17 protein-coding genes and 2 pseudogenes are annotated in these 16,476 nt (G+C 65.3%); all 19 read left to right on the top strand.

Going from position 1 to position 16,476, the window contains the following annotated elements:
* Positions 1-48 precede the first annotated feature (48 nt).
* The 19 genes and pseudogenes from EKK97_RS21120 (at position 49) to EKK97_RS21040 (ending at position 16,101) form a co-directional block, all read left to right on the top strand.
* On the top strand, positions 49-1,257 hold the full coding sequence (locus EKK97_RS21120) for a benzoate/H(+) symporter BenE family transporter (RefSeq protein ID WP_159554951.1): 1,209 nt from the start codon (positions 49-51) through the stop codon (positions 1,255-1,257).
* Between the two features lie 92 nt (positions 1,258-1,349).
* Positions 1,350-3,056 (top strand): hypothetical protein, encoded by a 1,707-nt coding sequence (locus tag EKK97_RS21115; protein ID WP_159554949.1) that lies wholly within the window; start codon positions 1,350-1,352, stop codon positions 3,054-3,056.
* Between the two features lie 122 nt (positions 3,057-3,178).
* A complete protein-coding gene (locus EKK97_RS21110; RefSeq protein ID WP_159554947.1) occupies positions 3,179-4,225 on the top strand; it encodes a TRAP transporter substrate-binding protein in 1,047 nt (348 codons plus the stop codon).
* A 55-nt stretch (positions 4,226-4,280) separates the two neighbouring features.
* The gene (locus EKK97_RS21105) at positions 4,281-4,757 is read left to right on the top strand and encodes a TRAP transporter small permease (protein ID WP_159554945.1); all 477 of its coding nucleotides are present in this window, start codon (positions 4,281-4,283) and stop codon (positions 4,755-4,757) included.
* Positions 4,754-6,043 carry a TRAP transporter large permease gene (locus EKK97_RS21100; protein WP_159554943.1) on the top strand — a complete coding sequence of 430 codons (1,290 nt, stop codon included), beginning with the start codon at positions 4,754-4,756 and terminating at the stop codon, positions 6,041-6,043. The genes EKK97_RS21105 and EKK97_RS21100 overlap by 4 nt, the downstream gene beginning before the upstream one ends.
* A gap of 93 nt (positions 6,044-6,136) precedes the next feature.
* Positions 6,137-7,294 carry an amidase gene (locus EKK97_RS21095; protein WP_159554941.1) on the top strand — a complete coding sequence of 386 codons (1,158 nt, stop codon included), beginning with the start codon at positions 6,137-6,139 and terminating at the stop codon, positions 7,292-7,294.
* A complete protein-coding gene (locus tag EKK97_RS25125; protein ID WP_236551307.1) occupies positions 7,275-7,709 on the top strand; it encodes an acyl-CoA dehydrogenase family protein in 435 nt (144 codons plus the stop codon). The genes EKK97_RS21095 and EKK97_RS25125 overlap by 20 nt, the downstream gene beginning before the upstream one ends.
* Positions 7,710-7,719: 10 nt before the next feature.
* Entirely contained in the window at positions 7,720-8,418 is a 699-nt protein-coding gene (locus EKK97_RS25120) for an acyl-CoA dehydrogenase family protein (protein ID WP_236551306.1), read from the top strand.
* Between the two features lie 35 nt (positions 8,419-8,453).
* Entirely contained in the window at positions 8,454-8,801 is a 348-nt protein-coding gene (locus tag EKK97_RS21085; protein WP_159554939.1) for an IacB protein, read from the top strand.
* Positions 8,802-8,861: 60 nt separating this feature from the next.
* Positions 8,862-9,725 carry an aromatic ring-hydroxylating oxygenase subunit alpha gene (locus EKK97_RS25550; RefSeq protein WP_277987324.1) on the top strand — a complete coding sequence of 288 codons (864 nt, stop codon included), beginning with the start codon at positions 8,862-8,864 and terminating at the stop codon, positions 9,723-9,725.
* A pseudogene (locus EKK97_RS25545) lies at positions 9,674-10,129 on the top strand (SRPBCC family protein); the annotation flags it as partial. The gene EKK97_RS25550 and the pseudogene EKK97_RS25545, both read left to right, overlap by 52 nt.
* Positions 10,126-10,620, top strand: coding sequence for an aromatic-ring-hydroxylating dioxygenase subunit beta (locus tag EKK97_RS21075; protein WP_159554937.1), 495 nt, complete (start codon positions 10,126-10,128; stop codon positions 10,618-10,620). The pseudogene EKK97_RS25545 and the gene EKK97_RS21075, both read left to right, overlap by 4 nt.
* Positions 10,620-11,377: pseudogene (locus tag EKK97_RS21070) on the top strand (SDR family NAD(P)-dependent oxidoreductase). The gene EKK97_RS21075 and the pseudogene EKK97_RS21070 overlap by 1 nt, the downstream one beginning before the upstream one ends.
* Before the next feature lie 5 nt (positions 11,378-11,382).
* Positions 11,383-12,354, top strand: a complete 972-nt coding sequence (locus tag EKK97_RS21065; protein ID WP_159554935.1) for a PDR/VanB family oxidoreductase — start codon at positions 11,383-11,385, stop codon at positions 12,352-12,354.
* 35 nt (positions 12,355-12,389) lie between these two features.
* Complete coding sequence (locus EKK97_RS21060; protein ID WP_159554933.1) at positions 12,390-12,581, top strand: 2-hydroxymuconate tautomerase; 192 nt, start codon at positions 12,390-12,392, stop codon at positions 12,579-12,581.
* Between the two features lie 33 nt (positions 12,582-12,614).
* Entirely contained in the window at positions 12,615-13,484 is an 870-nt protein-coding gene (locus EKK97_RS21055) for a flavin reductase (RefSeq protein ID WP_236551304.1), read from the top strand.
* A gap of 103 nt (positions 13,485-13,587) precedes the next feature.
* Positions 13,588-14,154: a nuclear transport factor 2 family protein gene (locus tag EKK97_RS21050; protein WP_159554931.1), complete on the top strand. Its 567-nt coding sequence runs from the start codon at positions 13,588-13,590 to the stop codon at positions 14,152-14,154.
* 9 nt (positions 14,155-14,163) lie between these two features.
* Positions 14,164-15,222 carry a maleylacetate reductase gene (locus EKK97_RS21045; protein WP_159554929.1) on the top strand — a complete coding sequence of 353 codons (1,059 nt, stop codon included), beginning with the start codon at positions 14,164-14,166 and terminating at the stop codon, positions 15,220-15,222.
* A 33-nt stretch (positions 15,223-15,255) separates the two neighbouring features.
* A complete protein-coding gene (locus EKK97_RS21040) occupies positions 15,256-16,101 on the top strand; it encodes an intradiol ring-cleavage dioxygenase (protein ID WP_159554927.1) in 846 nt (281 codons plus the stop codon).
* Positions 16,102-16,476: the final 375 nt, after the last annotated feature.

Genomic DNA, 16,476 nt, shown 5'->3' with positions numbered 1-16,476 from the left:
CTTTTTTATCCGTTTGAAATCCCCTATTTCTGCCATGCGAGGTGAAACATGTCATTGCGCCAGGACTGGTCGCTGTCGGCCGTGACGGCCGGCTTCGTGGCGGTGCTGATCTCCTACGCCGGCCCGCTGGCGATCTTCTTCCAGGCCGCCCAGAGTGCGGATATCTCCCCCCAGATGATGAGCTCCTGGGTGTGGGCGATCTCCATCGGCGCCGCGGTGTCGGGCATCGGCCTGAGCCTGTGGCTCAGGGTGCCGGTGGTCACCGCCTGGTCGGCGCCGGGCACGGCGCTGCTGGTCACGCTGTTTCCCGAGCTGTCGCTGAACGAGGCCGTGGGCGCCTACCTCACCGCGGCGCTGATCGTCTTCGCGGTCGGCGTGAGCGGCGCCTTCGACCGTATCGTCGCGCTGATTCCGCCCGGTATCGCCGCGGCGATGATGGCCGGCATCCTGTTCCAGTTCGGCGTCGGCGTGTTCACCTCGCTGGAGGAGGCACCGCTGCTGGCGCTGGGCATGCTCGCCGCCTACCTGGGGTTCAAGCGGCTGTTTCCGCGCTACTTCCTGGTGCTGTTGCTGCTGGCCGGGATCGCGCTGGCGGTGGGGCTGGAGGGTGCCAGCCTGGCGGGTGTTTCATGGCAGCTGGCCGCGCCCGAGCCGATTCGCCCCGAGTGGACGTTGGGCGCGACCCTGAGCCTGGCCCTGCCGCTGGCGCTGGTCAGCCTCACCGGGCAATTCCTGCCGGGCATGGCGATCCTGCGCGGCGCCGGCTACGAGGTTCAGGCCAAGCCGATCCTCACCGTCACCAGCCTGGTATCGCTGCCGATGGCGCTGTTCGGTGGCATCACCACGGTGGTGGCGGCCATCACCGCGGCACTGTGCACCGGCAAGGCGGCCCACCCCGACCCCGGCAAACGCTACGTGGCCGGCGTGGCCAATGGTGTCTTCTACCTGCTCGGCGCGCTGTTCTCGGGCAGCATCGTGCTGCTGTTCACCTCGCTGCCGGTGACCTTCGTCGCCCTGCTGGCGGGGCTGGCGCTGATCGGCGCCATCGCCGGCAACCTCAGCGCGGCGGCCGCCGAGAAGGAGCATCTCGAGGCCTCGATCATCACCTTCCTGGCCACCGCCTCGGGCATGAGCCTGTTCGGCCTGGGCTCGGCCTTCTGGGGCGTGGCGATCGGCGGCGCGGCCTACCTGGTCCTGCACCGGCCCCTGGCGTTGCCGGTACGGCGGGCGGCGGCTGCCGCCGAGGAGAAGCCGTGATCGAGCCGTGATTGCCCTGCATGAGAAATTCGGCCAATGTCGAGGCATGACCGCCGGCTATCGGCCTGAACCTCCGCACGTGCGTGGCGCCTATGCTTGATCGAGCTACTGCCGAGTACTCGGCGTGGAACCCCGGCCTCGAGGCCGACCTGCCCAGGCGCTACCGGCCCCTGGAGACCATTCATCGCACGGCCAACGTCTCTTCCGACCTGGCCGAGATCCCCGAGCTGCGGGCGCTCACCGGGCTCGAGGAGGAGGAACTGGTCGCGTTCCGCGCCGAGCGCCTGGTGCTGCACGAGCTGATCGTGCGGGTCACCGCCGACATCCTGGTGCACGAGGGCGAACAGGAAGAGGTGCTGGGGCACAACTTCCGCCGCATCGTGCTCAGGATCCTGGCCGACTACCTCACTTCCCAGCTGCCGGCATTCCAGCAGGCATTCGACCGACTCTGCGCGTCGATACGGGGCAGGGCGGAGGAGATCCTGGACGCGGCCTTCGCCCCGGAAGCGGAGGCGGGTGATCCCGAACCCGTCTCCTTGCTGGCGCGTTGGCTGGGCAGGCGGCCCGCTCCGCCGCGGCCACCGGATCGCCGCTCGCTGGAGGAGCGTCACCACGATGCCATCCAGGCCATCAAGCAGAGGGGGCTGGCGGCCCAGGACGAGCAGGAGCAGGCCGTCTACAAGAGTGCCTACCGGGTGCTGAGTTCGATTGCCGCGGTCCAGGGCCATATCGGTATGGATCGCGAGGTGCTGGCGCGCTTGATCACCCGGCATGCCGGCAACGACTACGGCAGCCGCCTGATCGGCCACCTGCTGGCGCCGCACGTCGAGCGGGCCATCGAGCAGGAGGGTTACGATAGGGTGCCGCTTGCCGACGAGCCGATCCTGGTCAGCCTCAAGGGCGCCTCGGCGGCCGGCAAGAGCTCCCTGCGCCACCTGCTGAGACATACGCTGCAGGACCTGGGCCTGCCACCGGATCGATACGGCACCATCACTCCCGATATCTGGCGTCGCCTGCTGCTCGACTATGAGGCGTTGGGAGAAGCCTACAAGTATGCCGGTCGCCTGGCGGGCAAGGAGGTCAAGCTGATCGACGCCAAGCTGGACCGCTACATCCGCGACAAGGCGCAGCGGGATCGCACCATTCCCCATCTGCTGATCGACCGCTTTCGCTTCGACAGCTTCTCGTCGGAGACGGTGCCGCAATTGCTGGATGGCACCTATGCCAAGTACGTCTCCACCATGCACATGTACTTCATCATCACCCCGCCGGAGGCCACGGTGGAGCGGGGCTGGCTGCGGGGGTTGGAGCGCGGGCGCTACAAGGCGGTGTCGGATTTCCTGGGGCACTGCGTGGAGGCCTACGACGGCATGCCCAGGGTATTCTTCAAGTGGCTGGACAGCCCGCGACCGCGCTTCAAGTACGTGTTTCTCGACAACAGCGTGCCCAGGCATACCCCGCCCGAGGTCATCGCCCACGGCACCCGTGAGGTACTCCACATCCTGGACCCGCTGGGCCTGGTCGACATCGAGCGCTACAAGAAGATCAACACCGCGGCGACGTGCCCGGCGGAGGTCTATCCCGGCGGCGACGTGCTCGCGGTGGCCAACAACTGCACCTTCCTCAAGCAGTGCCTCGCCAAGGTGCCGGAGGTCCGCTTCGCCGACCACACCAGCGGCAAGGTCTACCTGAGTGCCACTGCGGGCCGCTTCGCGGTGGAGGACGCCGCGCTGCTGCATGCCAAGCGGCAGGACCCGGAGCTGGCGGCGCTGTTGGCGGCGCTGGGAGTGCCGGACTAGCCAGTGATGTTCGCGATACGAACCTTTGCGCGTTATTTGCATTGCTTGAAATTTCATGTGATATTGACTGTATTGGGTGACACAGAAGCACCCAACAACAACGATAAATAGAGGTAGACCCCATGACGACGAAGACAACAGTGCCGAACATTCGGCACGCGGCGGGTGCCATTGGGTTGGCGGGTGTGCTGATGAGTGCCCTGGCAAGCCCGCTCGCTTTGGCCAGCGACATCACCCTCAGTTATGCCTTCATCTCGCCTGCCAGCACCTTCCCCGGTGTGCAGATGGAGCATTGGGCGGAGGAGATTGAGCGCCGCACCGACGGGCGCGTGACGGTGAACACCTTTCCCGGCAGTACGCTGCTGTCCGCCAACAACATGTATGACGGCGTGTTGAGCGGCGTCGCCGATATCGGGCTTTCGATCACCTCCTATGAGCCGAGCCGTTTTCCACTGCTCAATCTGGCCGGCAGCCTGACCGGGCTGGAGGTCAATTCGACCGTGGCGAGTCAGACCGTCTACGAGCTGATTCAGGAGTTTCCTCCCGAGCAGCTGGGCCTCGAGGATTTCAAGGTCATTACGGCCTTCACCTCCGAGCCTGGCTATCTGCAGACCAAGGAGCCGGTGACTTCCCTGGACGCGCTGCATGGCCAGGAGATTCGTGTGCCTGGAGACAGTACCGATGTCCTGGCGGCGCTGGGCGGGGTGCCGATAGCGCTCTCGCAGGCCGACACGGGCGAGGCACTGCAATCGGGCGTCGTCGACGGCTACGTGAGCTCACGGGAAGTGCTGATGGACCTGCGCTATGCGCGCACCGTCAAGTACGTCACCGACTACCCCTTGTCGAATGCGGTGCTGGTGGCGGTCATGAACCGCCAGCGCTGGGAGTCGCTGCCCGAGGACGTTCAGCAGGTCATCGACGAGCTGGGCGCCGAAATGGCCTTCTTCGCCGGCGACTATCTCGATTCCCACGTCGAGGCGTCGCTGGAGTGGGCGCGTGAGGAAGAGGGGGTCGAAGTGCTCTCGCTGAGCGATGAAGAGGCGGCTCGCTGGACCGAACGCCTGCTGCCGATCAACGAGGAGCGGTTGACCCGCGTTGCCGAGCTGGGCCTGCCGGCGCACGAGTTTCATGAGCGTATGCTCGAACTTTTCGAGCAATACCAGCAGTAGCGACAGGTGCCCGGGCCGAGGCCCGGGATAGATTCGACACGACAGGTGCTGGCTCATGAATAGATTTTCTCTCCTGGTCAGTCGGCTGTTGCTCGCCCTCGCCGGCGGTGCCTTGCTGGCCATGGTGCTCCTGGTGGTGACCAACATCGTCATGCGTCAGGTCGCCTCCTCGTTCGGCGGTACCACTGAGGTGGTCGGCTGGCTGACGGCGGTGGTGGTTGCGCTCTCCCTGGCCTATGCCCAGGCGACAAAGGCGCATATCGATCTGGACATGCTGGTGGCTCGCCTGCCCCAGCGGCTGCAGCACTGGATTCAAGCCCTGGTGTTGCTGGCGAGCCTGCTGTTCTTCGCCATGGTGGCGTTCAAGCTGTGGGAATATGGGCTCCTCGCCATGCAGCGCGGCACCGTATCGCAGTCTCTGCGCCTGGCCGTTTATCCCATCATCTATCTGGTCGCCTTCGGCTTCACCGCGTTCTGTCTGGTGCTGCTGGTGGATGTGCTGGAGTGCCTGAAGAGGGGGAGGGTGTCATGAGCTTCACCCTGGTGGCCCTGATCGGCGTGCTGGCGCTTTTCGTGCTGATTGTCCTGAAGATGCCGATCAGCTTTGCCATGTTCATCGTCGGCTTCTTCGGGATGCTGCACATTACGAGTTCCATGGCGGCATACAACATCGTCAGCTCCGGGATCTGGGAGCAACTCTCCTCCTACTCCCTGAGCGTCATCCCGCTGTTCATCTTCATGGGCGAGCTGCTGTTTCGCTCGGGAATCACCGAGAAGCTCTTCGCTGCCGCCTATGCCTGGACCGGTCATCGCCAGGGCTCCATGGCCACGACGACGATCCTGAGCAGCGCCGGTTTCGCCGCGGTGTGCGGCTCCAACACCGCGACGGCCGCCACGGTGGGCACCATTGCCCTGCCGGAGATGAAGAAGTTCGGCTACCACAGGGCGCTGAGCGCCGGCAGCGTCGCCACCGGCGGCACCCTGGGCGTCATCATTCCGCCCAGCGCGGTGCTGATCGTGATCGCCTTGCAGGCCGAGCTGGCCATTCGCGATCTCTTCATCGCCAGCATCGTGCCCGGCCTGATTCTGATGACGCTGTTCGTGCTGACCATTGCCTATCTCTGCTGGCGCAATCCGGCCATGGCGCCGGCCGGCGAACGCTCTTCCTGGGCCGCACGCCTGGCCTCGCTCAAGGGCGTGCTGGAGATATTCGCGCTCTTCACCCTGGTGCTGGGAGGCCTGTTTGCCGGCTGGTTCACCTCCACCGAGGCGGCTGCGGTGGGCTGCGTCGGCGCCATTGCCATCATCGGCCTGCGCGGACGGCTATCCTGGGAGATGCTGCGGGAATCGCTGGGCAACACCCTCAGAACCTCCGCCATGATCCTGATGCTGGTGGCGGGCGCGGTGGTGTTCGGCCGCTTCCTGACCGTGACACGGCTGCCCTTCCTGGTTGGCGAGTGGGCCGCGGCGCTGCCCCTGCCGGCGGTGCTGGTCATGGCCTGCGTATTGCTGATCTACGTCATCGGCGGGGCGCTGATGGATGCCATGGGCTTTCTGATCATCTCGATCCCCATCTTCTTCCCGGTAGCGATGGTGCTGGGCTACGACCCGATCTGGTTCGGCATCATGGTCTGCATCGTGACCAGCATGGGGGCGATCACACCGCCGGTGGGAGTCAATGCCTTCATCGTCAAGAGCCTCGATCCGGAACTCAGCTTTGGCGATATCTTTCGTGGCGTCGGCTACTTCATGTCGCCTTACCTGATATGCATCGCGTTGCTGCTGCTGGTGCCCGAGATCGTGCTGTTCGTTCTCTGAAGGAAAACAAGTAGGAACGCAGTAGGGAAGGAAGCGCAATTTTGCGCCATTAAATACTTGAAATTTCATGTGATAAATAAACAAAAGGCTGCCATGTCCTCTCTCATCCAATCTCTCGACCTCGGCAAGGGCTCCAAGCGAGTCGTGGTCAAGGACAGCATCGATATCGCCGGCTACCCGACCCGGGCCGGCTCGGCGGCGCTGGCCGATGCGCCGGCGGCGGAGAGGCATGCCGAGATCGTCGAGCGCACGCTGGCAGCCGGTTATCGCATCGTCGCCAAGGCCAACCTGCATGAGCTGGCATTCGGCATGACCGGCCTCAATGCCTGGACCGGTACTCCCGAGAACCCGCGCTTCCCGGCGCTGATCCCTGGTGGGTCTTCCAGCGGCTCGGCGGCGGCGGTGGCGGCGGGCCTGGCCGAGATCGGCATCGGTACCGACACGGGAGGCTCGATCCGGGTGCCGGCGGCCTGCTGCGGTGTGTACGGGTTGAAGCCCACCTTCGGCCGGCTCGGGCGTCGCGGCGTCATGCCTGCGCACAGCAGCCTCGACTGCGTGGGACCGCTCAGCGCCGACCTCGACGAGCTGATTGCCTTCATGGCGGCCGTGGATACCGACTTCGTCGTTGGAAACGGAGCGGCGATGCCGCGTCTGAGCGGGCTGGCGGTGGCGGCCGATGCCGCCATCCTCGGCGCGGTGGAGGCGTGTCTCGAAGACGCCGGACTGGCCGGTGAAACGCGCACATTGCCGCTGATGGACGAGGCCTACGAGGCGGCCATGGCGCTGATCAGGCGCGAGACCTACGTGGCCTGTGCCGCCTGGCTCGACAGCGGCCGCCTGGGGAGTGACGTGGAGCGCCGCCTGCGCGCGGCCGCCGAGACCACCGACGCCGAGCTGCGCGAGGCCGAAGCGGTACGCCGGGCCTTCACTGCCGGTGTGGACCGGCTGCTCGAGACCTACGAGGTGCTGGCGCTGCCGACGCTGCCGCACTTTCCGCTGACCCGCGTGGCGGCCGAGGAGGGGCGGCAGGATCTGAGCGTCTCGTCCCTCGTGCGGCCCTTCAACCTTTCGGGGCATCCCGCCCTGAGCCTGCCTCTGTCTCCGAGCCGGGGGCGGCCGGTGAGCCTGCAGCTCGTCGGTCGGCGAGGCGATGACGCCGGTGTCTGCCGGGCCGCGCGCTATCTGGTTGGCGCACGGCCTGCCGAGGCCATTCAAACAACAGGAGAAACCCATGCACAGCCAGGTCGATAAAGCCCAGTGGGGCGGAGAGGAGCGCTTCGATGCGCTGCTCGACAATATCCGCCAGCGGCGTGACGAGTTCGAAGCACAGCGACACCTCTCGCTGGACATCGTCGAGGAGTTCCAGGCCATCGGCGTCTATCGCGCCATGGTGCCGGCCAGGTACGGCGGCGACGAGAAATCCCCCGCCGAGTTCCTGAAGATGGTCGAGGCCATCTCGGCGGCAGATGGCTCCGCCGGCTGGGTGGCCAGCTTCGGCATGAACCCCGCCTATCTGGCGGCGCTGCCCGAGGCGACCATTACCCAGATCTGGAAGGACTCTCCCGACGTGGTGTTCGCGGGGGCATCTTTCCGCCCCATCCCGCCGAGCGGGTCGACCGCGGCTTTCGCATCAAGGGACGCTGGAAATTCGCCAGCGGCTGCATGAGCGCCTCGCTGTGCGGCGTCGGGATCCAGCCCGACGAACCCGGCGCCCTGCCGCGCATGGCGGTGCTGCCCGCGAGCAGGTTCGCATCGACCCCACCTGGGACATGCTGGGCATGGTCGCCACCGGCAGCCACGACCTGGTGGTGGACGACGCCTACGTCGCCGAGGAGTGGACCTTCGTGCGCGGCGCCAGGGCCACCATCGACGCGCCCTTCTTCCGCTACCCCGCTCTCTCCTTTGCCACCCAGGTGCTGGCAGTCACCACCCTGGGGTTGGCCCGTGAGGCGCTGGACGTGGTGCGGGCCATGGCCGGTGGGCGCAAGTCGGTCACTGGAGCCCCCAATCTGGGCGAGCGTGAGTACGCCCAGATCGGTCTGGCCAAGGCCGAGGCCCGGGTGCGTGCCGCGCGTGCCTTCTTCTACGACAGCACCGAGTCGGCCTGGAGCGCCGTCGAGGCCGGCGGCGAACCGAGTCGCGATCAGATCAACCTGCTACGACTCTCCGCCACCCATCTGACCCATGAGTGTGCCGCGGCCATCCGCAGCGTGTACCAGATCAGCGGCATGACCGGTGCCGAGAACGGCCACCCCTTGTCACGCATTTTGCGCGACGCATTGCTGTGCACCCAGCACGCCTTCATGGGCGAGATCACCTGGAAGAACGCCGGGGCCATCTTCTTCGATCACGACCCCCTGCCGGGCTATCTGTGAACCGCCGAAACGACAACTGAAGAAAGGAGAACACCATGATGCATCGCGTGCTGTTTTGCTGCGGGATCAATCAGAACTTCATGAACGCCACCGCCGAGGAGGCCAAGCAGGTATGGGAGGCCACCCGCGAGATGCTGCAGGGCATCGACGGCCTGCCTGGCGTCACCATCCTGGGCATCATGGACGACGACCGCATTCAGGTCGGCCCCTCCCTCGCCGCCCCCTGGACCTTCTACATCATGGCCGACGTGCAGGACTACGAGTCCATCGTCGAGGCCTGCAACTTCTTCCGCACCACGCCGGTGGGCGACGGCACCTACAAGCTATGGAAATACTGCCGGGTCGAAGCGCGAATCGGGCGCGAACTCGTCGTGCCCGAGTGATGCAAAAACCAACGGCAAGCCGTTTCGAAAAGGACCGCCAATAGCTACCTCGAGGTCATCATGAACATCGAAAACAAGATCGACATCACCCCTCACGAGCTCGTGTTCAAGGATCACATTCGCACGCCCATGTACGAGGATCCCAGGTTGTTCGAGGAGGAGATGCAGAAGATCTTCAAGAAAACCTGGGTGTGGGTCGCCCACGAAAGCGAGTTCCCCGAAAAGGGCTCGTTCAAGCTGTCCCAGGTGGGGCTCGAGCCGGTGATCGTGGTGCGCGATAGGAAGGGCGCGATCCACGTCATGGTGAACCGCTGCCGTCATCGCGCCGCCACGGTGTGCGAGGTAAAGAAGGGCAAGACCTCCTCGTTCCAGTGCCCTTACCACGGCTGGGGCTACGGGCTCGACGGTTCGCTGCGGGCGCTGCCTTACTCCGAGCAGTACGGCGACGACTTCGACAAGGCGCAGCACGGCCTGCTCAAGCTGCGCACCGAGTCCTACGCCGGCATGGTCTTCGCCACTTTCAATGAAGAAGCCGAACCGCTGGTCGACTTCCTCGGCCCGGTGACGAAGTGGATCGACCTGTTCATGAAGCAGGGGGCGGGCTATCCGGTCAAGGTGCTGGGCGAGCATCAGTTCAGCGTGCCGATGAACTGGAAGGTCCAGCTCGAGAACACCACCGACGCCTACCACTTCCCCGTCGTGCACAAGTCCTTCCTGCAGTCGTTGGATGACGAGACCGAGGAGGTCTTCTCCTTCCTCGATCAGGGCAAGGGGTACGTCGAGGATCTCGGCAATGGCCACTCGGTGATGGTCATGATCCCCGAGCTGGTGGATCTCGACGACAACCTCGAGGCGCCGATCCCGAGCGCTTTACGGAGCTGGCCCGGGAGCTGCGCGACGACGGCTATCCCGAGGAGCAGGTGAGGCGCATCGTGCGCGCCGTGGGCGGTGCCGGCTTCAACCTCAACCTGTTCCCCAACGTCTCGTTCTCGCTGGCCTTCTTCCGCGTGTTGACGCCGGTGAACGTCGAGCGGACCGACATCCGCCACATCGCCATTGGCATGGACGGTGGCCCTGCGGCGGCCAACCAGGCACGCCTGCGCCTGCACGAGCACTTCCAGGGGCCGATGGGCTTCGGCTCGCCCGACGATGCGGAGGTGTGGGAGCGGGTCCAGCGCGGCGTCAAGGGCGGTGCGGAGCTACCCATCCTGCTCAATCGCGGCCTCGTCGACGAGCAGCCGGGCGAGGCGGGACCCCGTGGCCATATCAGTGCCGAGACCGGCATGCGGGCGGCGTACGACATGTGGAAGAGGATGATGCAGTCATGAACGAGATGATCAGGATGGAAAAGGAGCTCTTGCTGCAGGATGCGCAGGCCTTCATCTGGGCCGAGGCAGACATGCTGGACCGCCAGGACTACGATGCCTGGCTCGCCCTGTGGAGCGACGAAGGCTTCTACACCCTGCCCATCGGCGACGGCGAGGACTTCGACAACACGCTCAATCTCTGCCACGACGATGCCAAGATGCGGCGCGACCGTATCGCCCGCTTCCAGCAGGGCTTCTCGATCTCCTCGGCGCCGCCGGCCCGTACCATCCGTACGGTGTCGCGCTTCGTGATCGACAAGGTCGAGGGCGACGAGGTGACGGTGCGCTGTGCCGAGCACCTGATCGAAGACAAGTTCGGGCGCCAGCGGATCTGGGCCGCGAACCTGAGCTACTCCCTCATCGTCACGCCGGGCGGCTTCAAGATCCGCCACAAGGTGGCGCGCCTGCTCAACTCAGACGGAGTGCTGAATTCGTTCAGCTATTTGTTCTGATGACGACGCCGACTCCTGACAAGATCCAGACGGCGGTGGTGACCGGCGGGGCGCGTGGCTTCGGCGCGGAGGCCGTGCGTGCCCTGCATCGGGCCGGGTTCCGGGTGGTGATTTCGGACATCGAGCCCGAGCCGGCCGCGGCGCTGGCCGCCGAACTCGACCTGGCGGGCGACACCGCCGTCTCCGCCACTCTCGACGTGGCGAAGCCCGACGACTTCCAGAACGTGCTCGACAAGTGCATCGAGCGCTGGGGGCGGTCGAGGTGCTGGTCAACAACGCAGCGCGCACGGCGGTGCAGGGGCTGCTGGAGATCGACCCCGCGGACTTCAACGCCGTGCTGGCCACCAACGCCGGTGGCACCTTCGCCGGCAGCCAGATCTTTGGCCGCCACTTCAAGGCGCGCGGCTACGGGCGAATCGTCAATCTCGCCTCCCTGGCGGGGCAGAACGGCGGCACCGCCACCGGGGCGCACTATGCCGCCTCCAAGGGTGCCATCCTCACGCTGACGAAGATCTTCGCCCGCGATCTCGCCCCCTTTGGCGTCACCTGCAATGCCATCGCGCCCGGCCCGATGGATACGCCCATGGTGCGTTCCGTGCTGGGCGGCAATCTCGCGCAGGCCATTGCCAACATCCCGGTGGGCAGCCTGGGGGATCCGTGCTTCGTCGCCGAGCTGGTGGTGCTGCTGGCGAGCCCTAGGGCGGCCTTCGTCAACGGCGCCTGCTGGGACGTCAACGGTGGAATCTACATGAGGTGATGCCAATGGATACCGCTAACCAACGCCTGACCCTGGTGATCGACCAGCGCATCGACGAGCCGGGTGGGATTGCCAGGCTACGGCTGCGCTCGCTCGACGGCGCACCGCTGGCCCCCTTCACCGCCGGCGCGCATCTGGACGTGCACGTGCGCGATGGCGAGATCGACCTGTGGCGGCAGTACTCGCTCTGCTCGGATCCGCAAGTGAACGAGTTCTACGAGATCGGCGTGCTGCGCGACCCCAACAGCCGCGGTGGCTCGGAGGCCCTGCACCGAATCGCCAGGGTGGGGGAGACGCTCGAGATCGAGGGGCCGAGAAATCACTTTCCGCTGCACGAGGAGGCGCCGCAGAGCCTGCTGTTCGGCGGCGGCATCGGGGTCACGCCGATGATGGCGATGGCTCGCCGTCTGCGCGCGCTGGGCAAGGACTTCACCCTGCACTACTGCACGCGGTCGCGCAGCGTGACGGCCTTCCGCGGCGAGGTGGAGGCGGCCGGGCTGTCCGATGTCGTCGTCTACCACCATGACGACGAGTCCGAGACCAGGCTCGACCTCAATGCCGAACTCGCCGCGGCCAGGGAAGGCGTGCACGTCTATGTGTGCGGCCCCCAGGGCTTCATGGAGTGGGTGATCTCGCGAGCCCGGGAATTCGGCATCGGCAATGAGCGCATTCATCGCGAATTCTTCTCGGCGGACGTCGATGTCTCGGGCGATGCCTTCGAGGTGATTGCCGAAAGATCCGGCATCAGCGTCTCCGTCGGTAGCGAGGAGACGATTGCCAAAGCCCTCGCCAAGGCCGGCGTGAAAGTGGAGGTGAAGTGCGAGGAGGGCGTGTGCGGTACCTGCGTGGCCGACGTCCTCGAGGGTGAGATCGATCATCGCGATCACTTTCTCACCGAGGAGGAGAAGCAGGAGGGCGAGCTGATGTGCGTCTGCTGCTCTCGGGCCAAGGGTAAACGGATCGTTCTCGATCTCTGACGACAAGAATCTGACGACAAGAAAAGGACCAGACAATGCCAACCGTTCACGTCTACATGATGGCGGGTCGTAGCCAGGATCAGAAGGAGTCGCTGATCCGCAAGGTGACGGACGCCATCGCCGAATCCATCGATGCCCCCGAAGCGAACGTGCGGGTCATCATCAGCGAGATACCCAAGAGCGACTACGGCATCGCCGGCACCACCGGCGAGAAATTAGGGCGCTGACAACGGTCCCGCGTTTGGGAGGGAGAGCCGCTTATGAGCTTCGATACGAGAGATTTCCGTAGCGCGCTGGGCAAGTTCGCTACCGGCGTGACGGTGGTCACCGCGCGCGAGGGCGATGAGAACCATGGGGTCACCGCCAGCAGCTTCAATTCGGTGTCGATGGAGCCGCCGCTGATCCTGTGGAGCATCGACAAGGGCGCCTACAGCCTGAATGCCTACCGCAACGCCGAGCACTTCGTGGTCAACGTGCTCGGCAACGAGCAGGTCGACATCTCCAATCGCTTTGCACGGCGGGGCGAGGACAAGTTCGCCGGCATTGCCATCGAGGAGGGCCTCGGCGGCGTGGCCAAGGTGAAGGGGGCCGCGGCCCATTTCGAATGCCGCACGTGGAACGTCTACGAGGGCGGCGATCACCTGATCATCGTCGGCGAAGTGGTGCGCTACGCCTATCGCAATGAGGGCAGCGCCCTGGTCTTCCACAACGGGCGCTATGCCGTGCCCGAGCCGCATCCACTGCTGCTCAACGTCGGTGAGCGCGCGGCGCTGAACGGCCGACTGGGCAAGCACCTGCTCTACCTGATGCGCCAAGCGCTGGCCGCCTACCGCAGCGATTTCTATCCGCGGCTCGGCAGCCTGGGCGTCAACGACAACGAGTGGCGGATCCTGACCCTGCTGGCGGACCGCGGCCCCCAGGTCGCCGAGGTGCTGGCCGAGCGCGTGGCCCAGCCCCAGGCGGACCTCGAGGACACCCTCGACGGGCTGCATGAGCGTGGCCTGGTCGGCTCGGACGAAGACGGTTGCATCCGGCTCAGCGAGGAGGGCAGGCGTTGGCGCTGCGCCTGCTGGCCATGGCCGACGACTACGAACGACGCCTGTTCGAGAACCTGGCGCCGGCCGAGGTAAGCGCGATCAAGTCGGGGCTGGGGCGCGTGATAGAGCGCCTCGGTGCCCCGCTATAGCCGCCTCCGGGCGAGACCATTCCGCTGAAATAGCAAAGGAGAGAGACATGTCGGAAGTAACGAGTGCCGAACTGAAGGCCCTGGTGGCGCGTATCGAGACACTGGAGGCCGAGGCCGAGATCCGTCGCCTCCAGGCGCGCTACATGTTCCTGTGCGATACGCCGATTCCCGAATATGGCGTGAAGAGCGATGAGGAGCGCATCGAGCTGATCATGGCGCTGTATACCGAAGACGCCGTGTGGGAAGGCGTTGGTGAGTACTACGACAACCAGTTCGGCCGTGCCGAAGGGGCGGCGGCCATCCGGCGCCATTTCCAGGGGTTCTGGAAGAAGGACCAGGATCCCAAGCTGCTGCTCAACGTCCACTACCTGACCTCGGAGCAGATCCACGTCAGGGGCGACGTCGCGGAGGGCCAGTGGGTGCACTGCCAGCCCTGGATCTTCTCCAATGGCAAGGCGCTGCTGCGCTCGTCGCGGCTCAACAACGCCTTCCGCAAGGAGCCCGATGGCACCTGGAAGATCACCCGAACGCGCACGGAGAACGTCTTCGTTGCCCCGCTGCAAGAGGGCTGGGCGACTGATTACCCGTCCGAGTCGGTGCTGCTCAGGAACTGAGGGGGCATCATGTCGCACGATTTTGTGTACACGGCCAATCCGGCGCGCATTCTTTTCGGGCCCGGCAGCCTGGCCCGGATCGCCGACGAAGTGCGCCTGCTGGGCTGCCGCCGGGCCCTGGTGCTGTCGACCTCTTCCCGGCGCGAGGATGCCGAACGCCTCAACGCGCAGCTCGGCGAACTGGGAGCCGGGGTATTCAGCGGGGCGGTGATGCACACCCCGGTGCACGTGACCGAGCAGGCCATGGCGGCGTTCGAGGACGCCGCCGCCGATTGCGTCGTGGCCTTGGGCGGGGGCTCGACCATCGGCTTGGGCAAGGCCATCGCCTATCGCAACGATGCGCCACAGGTGGTGGTGGCCACGACATATGCCGGCTCCGAGGTCACGCCGATCCTGGGGCAGACCGAGAACGGCCTGAAGACCACCGTCAAGGGCGCCGCCATCCTGCCCGAGGTGGTGATCTACGACGCCGAGCTTACCTTGGGGCTGCCGCTGGCGACCAGCGTGACCAGCGGCCTGAATGCCATGGCGCATGCGCTGGAGGGGCTCTACGCCAAGGACCGCAACCCACTGACCGGGCTGATAGCCATGGAGGGGCTGCGCAGTCTCAAGCAGGCGCTGCCGGCCATCGTCGAACGACCGCGGGAGCTGCAGGCACGCAGCGATGCGCTGTATGGCGCCTGGCTGTGCGGCACCGTGCTGGGCAGCGTGGGCATGGCGCTGCACCACAAGCTCTGTCACACCCTGGGTGGCAGCTTCGACCTGCCCCACGCCGAGACCCACGCCATCCTGCTGCCGCATACCGCGGCCTACAACGCCCAGGCCGCCGCCGAGGTCCTGGCGCCGGCGGCGAGCCTGTTCGGCGGCGAGCTGGGCGGCGGCCTCTACGACTTTGCCGGCTCCCTCGGGGCGCCCCTCGCCCTCGCGGCGCTGGGACTGCGCGAATCCGACCTGGACAAGGCGGCCGACCTGGCGGCCAGTAACCCCTACTGGAACCCCCGGCCGATCGAGCGCGACGCCATACGCGAATTGCTCCAGCGTGCCTGGAGCGGCGCCCGGCCCCGGTAATCACCCAGGCCCGGCCATCGAGGAGAATGAAGCATGTCCCAGATCGACTATTTCACCGAAGCGAACTCCGTCGAGGCGGTCAATGCGCGCATGGGCGTGCAGACCGACCCCAGGCTGCGCGAGATCATGGCGTCGCTGATCCGCCACCTGCATGGCTTCGTCAAGGAAGTGGGGCTGACCCAGGCCGAGTGGGAAGCGGCCATCGACTTTCTCACCCGCACGGGGCAGATGTGCGACGACAAGCGTCAGGAGTTCATCCTGCTCTCCGACACCCTCGGGGTCTCCATGCTGGTGGATGCCATTCAGCACCGCCGTCCGGCGGGCGCGACCGAGAATACGGTGTTCGGCCCCTTCCATGTGAACGGGGCGCCGGAGCTGCCCATGGGAGCTTCCATCTCGCTGGATGGCAAGGGCGAAGCCTGTCGCTACCAGGGCCGCGTGCTCGACCTGGAGGGCAGCCCCGTCGAAGGGGTGCGCATCGACGTCTGGTCGGACAACAGCGACGGTTTCTATGACGTCCAGCAGCCGGATGAGCAGCCGAAGTGGAACAATCGCGGCGTGTTCATTACCGGTGCCGATGGCTGCTACGACTTCATCGGCATCAAGCCGGTGCCTTACCCGATCCCCGACGACGGCCCGGTGGGCAAGATGCTGGCAAGCCTGGGGCGCCATCCGTGGCGGCCCGCGCACATGCACTTCATGCTCAAGCACCCGGATTACGAGCGCATCGTCACCCACACCTTCGTTGCGGGCGACGCTTACCTGGCATCGGATGCGGTGTTCGGCGTCAAGGATTCACTGATCGTTGATTACCGTGAAGTGTTGGACACGCATGTGAAATGGAAGGCGAACTTCGATTTCGTCATGGTGAAGAAATAAAATGTTCTAAAAGCAGTGCGGATTGCTAAGGAAACACTGCACAAATGCCTGCGCGAGCGAATTGCTGCGTTGCGCGGTGCGCGGAATCCTCACATATACCCCATATGCTCCGGTTGACTCGCAGCCTTCGGCTTCTCGCCCCTTCGGGGCCAGCCTACGGCTGTTTGTCGCTTCGCTCGGTACTGTGCTCCGTGCGCCTTGCACTTCATCTCGCTCGTCGATTTGTTCAGCGTTTCCCTAACTTGATTAACAGTCGTGATATTGCTGAGTCTCTCCGGGTTTTATTTTTTAGTCGGTGATGATCGAGTTCACCTTCGGCCTGTGGATGCTTTCTATGTTGCTGAAATAAAAGAAAATCGTGGTGCCGATTTGGGA

It is taken from the genome of Billgrantia tianxiuensis (assembly GCF_009834345.1).
Classification (GTDB): Bacteria; Pseudomonadota; Gammaproteobacteria; order Pseudomonadales; family Halomonadaceae; genus Halomonas; species Halomonas tianxiuensis.
The sequence above is the reverse complement of the archived record's forward strand: the minus strand, read 5'-3'. Positions and strand labels throughout refer to the sequence as shown.

Bases quoted from the DNA above. Each gene is read 5' to 3' on its own strand.
- EKK97_RS21120 (WP_159554951.1), top strand. From the start codon at position 49: ATGTCATTGCGCCAGGACTGGTCGCTGTCGGCCGTGACGGCCGGCTTC.
- EKK97_RS21115 (WP_159554949.1), top strand. From the start codon at position 1,350: ATGCTTGATCGAGCTACTGCCGAGTACTCGGCGTGGAACCCCGGCCTC.
- EKK97_RS21110 (WP_159554947.1), top strand. From the start codon at position 3,179: ATGACGACGAAGACAACAGTGCCGAACATTCGGCACGCGGCGGGTGCC.
- EKK97_RS21105 (WP_159554945.1), top strand. From the start codon at position 4,281: ATGAATAGATTTTCTCTCCTGGTCAGTCGGCTGTTGCTCGCCCTCGCC.
- EKK97_RS21100 (WP_159554943.1), top strand. From the start codon at position 4,754: ATGAGCTTCACCCTGGTGGCCCTGATCGGCGTGCTGGCGCTTTTCGTG.
- EKK97_RS21095 (WP_159554941.1), top strand. From the start codon at position 6,137: ATGTCCTCTCTCATCCAATCTCTCGACCTCGGCAAGGGCTCCAAGCGA.
- EKK97_RS25125 (WP_236551307.1), top strand. From the start codon at position 7,275: ATGCACAGCCAGGTCGATAAAGCCCAGTGGGGCGGAGAGGAGCGCTTC.
- EKK97_RS21085 (WP_159554939.1), top strand. From the start codon at position 8,454: ATGATGCATCGCGTGCTGTTTTGCTGCGGGATCAATCAGAACTTCATG.
- EKK97_RS25550 (WP_277987324.1), top strand. From the start codon at position 8,862: ATGAACATCGAAAACAAGATCGACATCACCCCTCACGAGCTCGTGTTC.
- EKK97_RS21075 (WP_159554937.1), top strand. From the start codon at position 10,126: ATGAACGAGATGATCAGGATGGAAAAGGAGCTCTTGCTGCAGGATGCG.
- EKK97_RS21065 (WP_159554935.1), top strand. From the start codon at position 11,383: ATGGATACCGCTAACCAACGCCTGACCCTGGTGATCGACCAGCGCATC.
- EKK97_RS21060 (WP_159554933.1), top strand. From the start codon at position 12,390: ATGCCAACCGTTCACGTCTACATGATGGCGGGTCGTAGCCAGGATCAG.
- EKK97_RS21055 (WP_236551304.1), top strand. From the start codon at position 12,615: ATGAGCTTCGATACGAGAGATTTCCGTAGCGCGCTGGGCAAGTTCGCT.
- EKK97_RS21050 (WP_159554931.1), top strand. From the start codon at position 13,588: ATGTCGGAAGTAACGAGTGCCGAACTGAAGGCCCTGGTGGCGCGTATC.
- EKK97_RS21045 (WP_159554929.1), top strand. From the start codon at position 14,164: ATGTCGCACGATTTTGTGTACACGGCCAATCCGGCGCGCATTCTTTTC.
- EKK97_RS21040 (WP_159554927.1), top strand. From the start codon at position 15,256: ATGTCCCAGATCGACTATTTCACCGAAGCGAACTCCGTCGAGGCGGTC.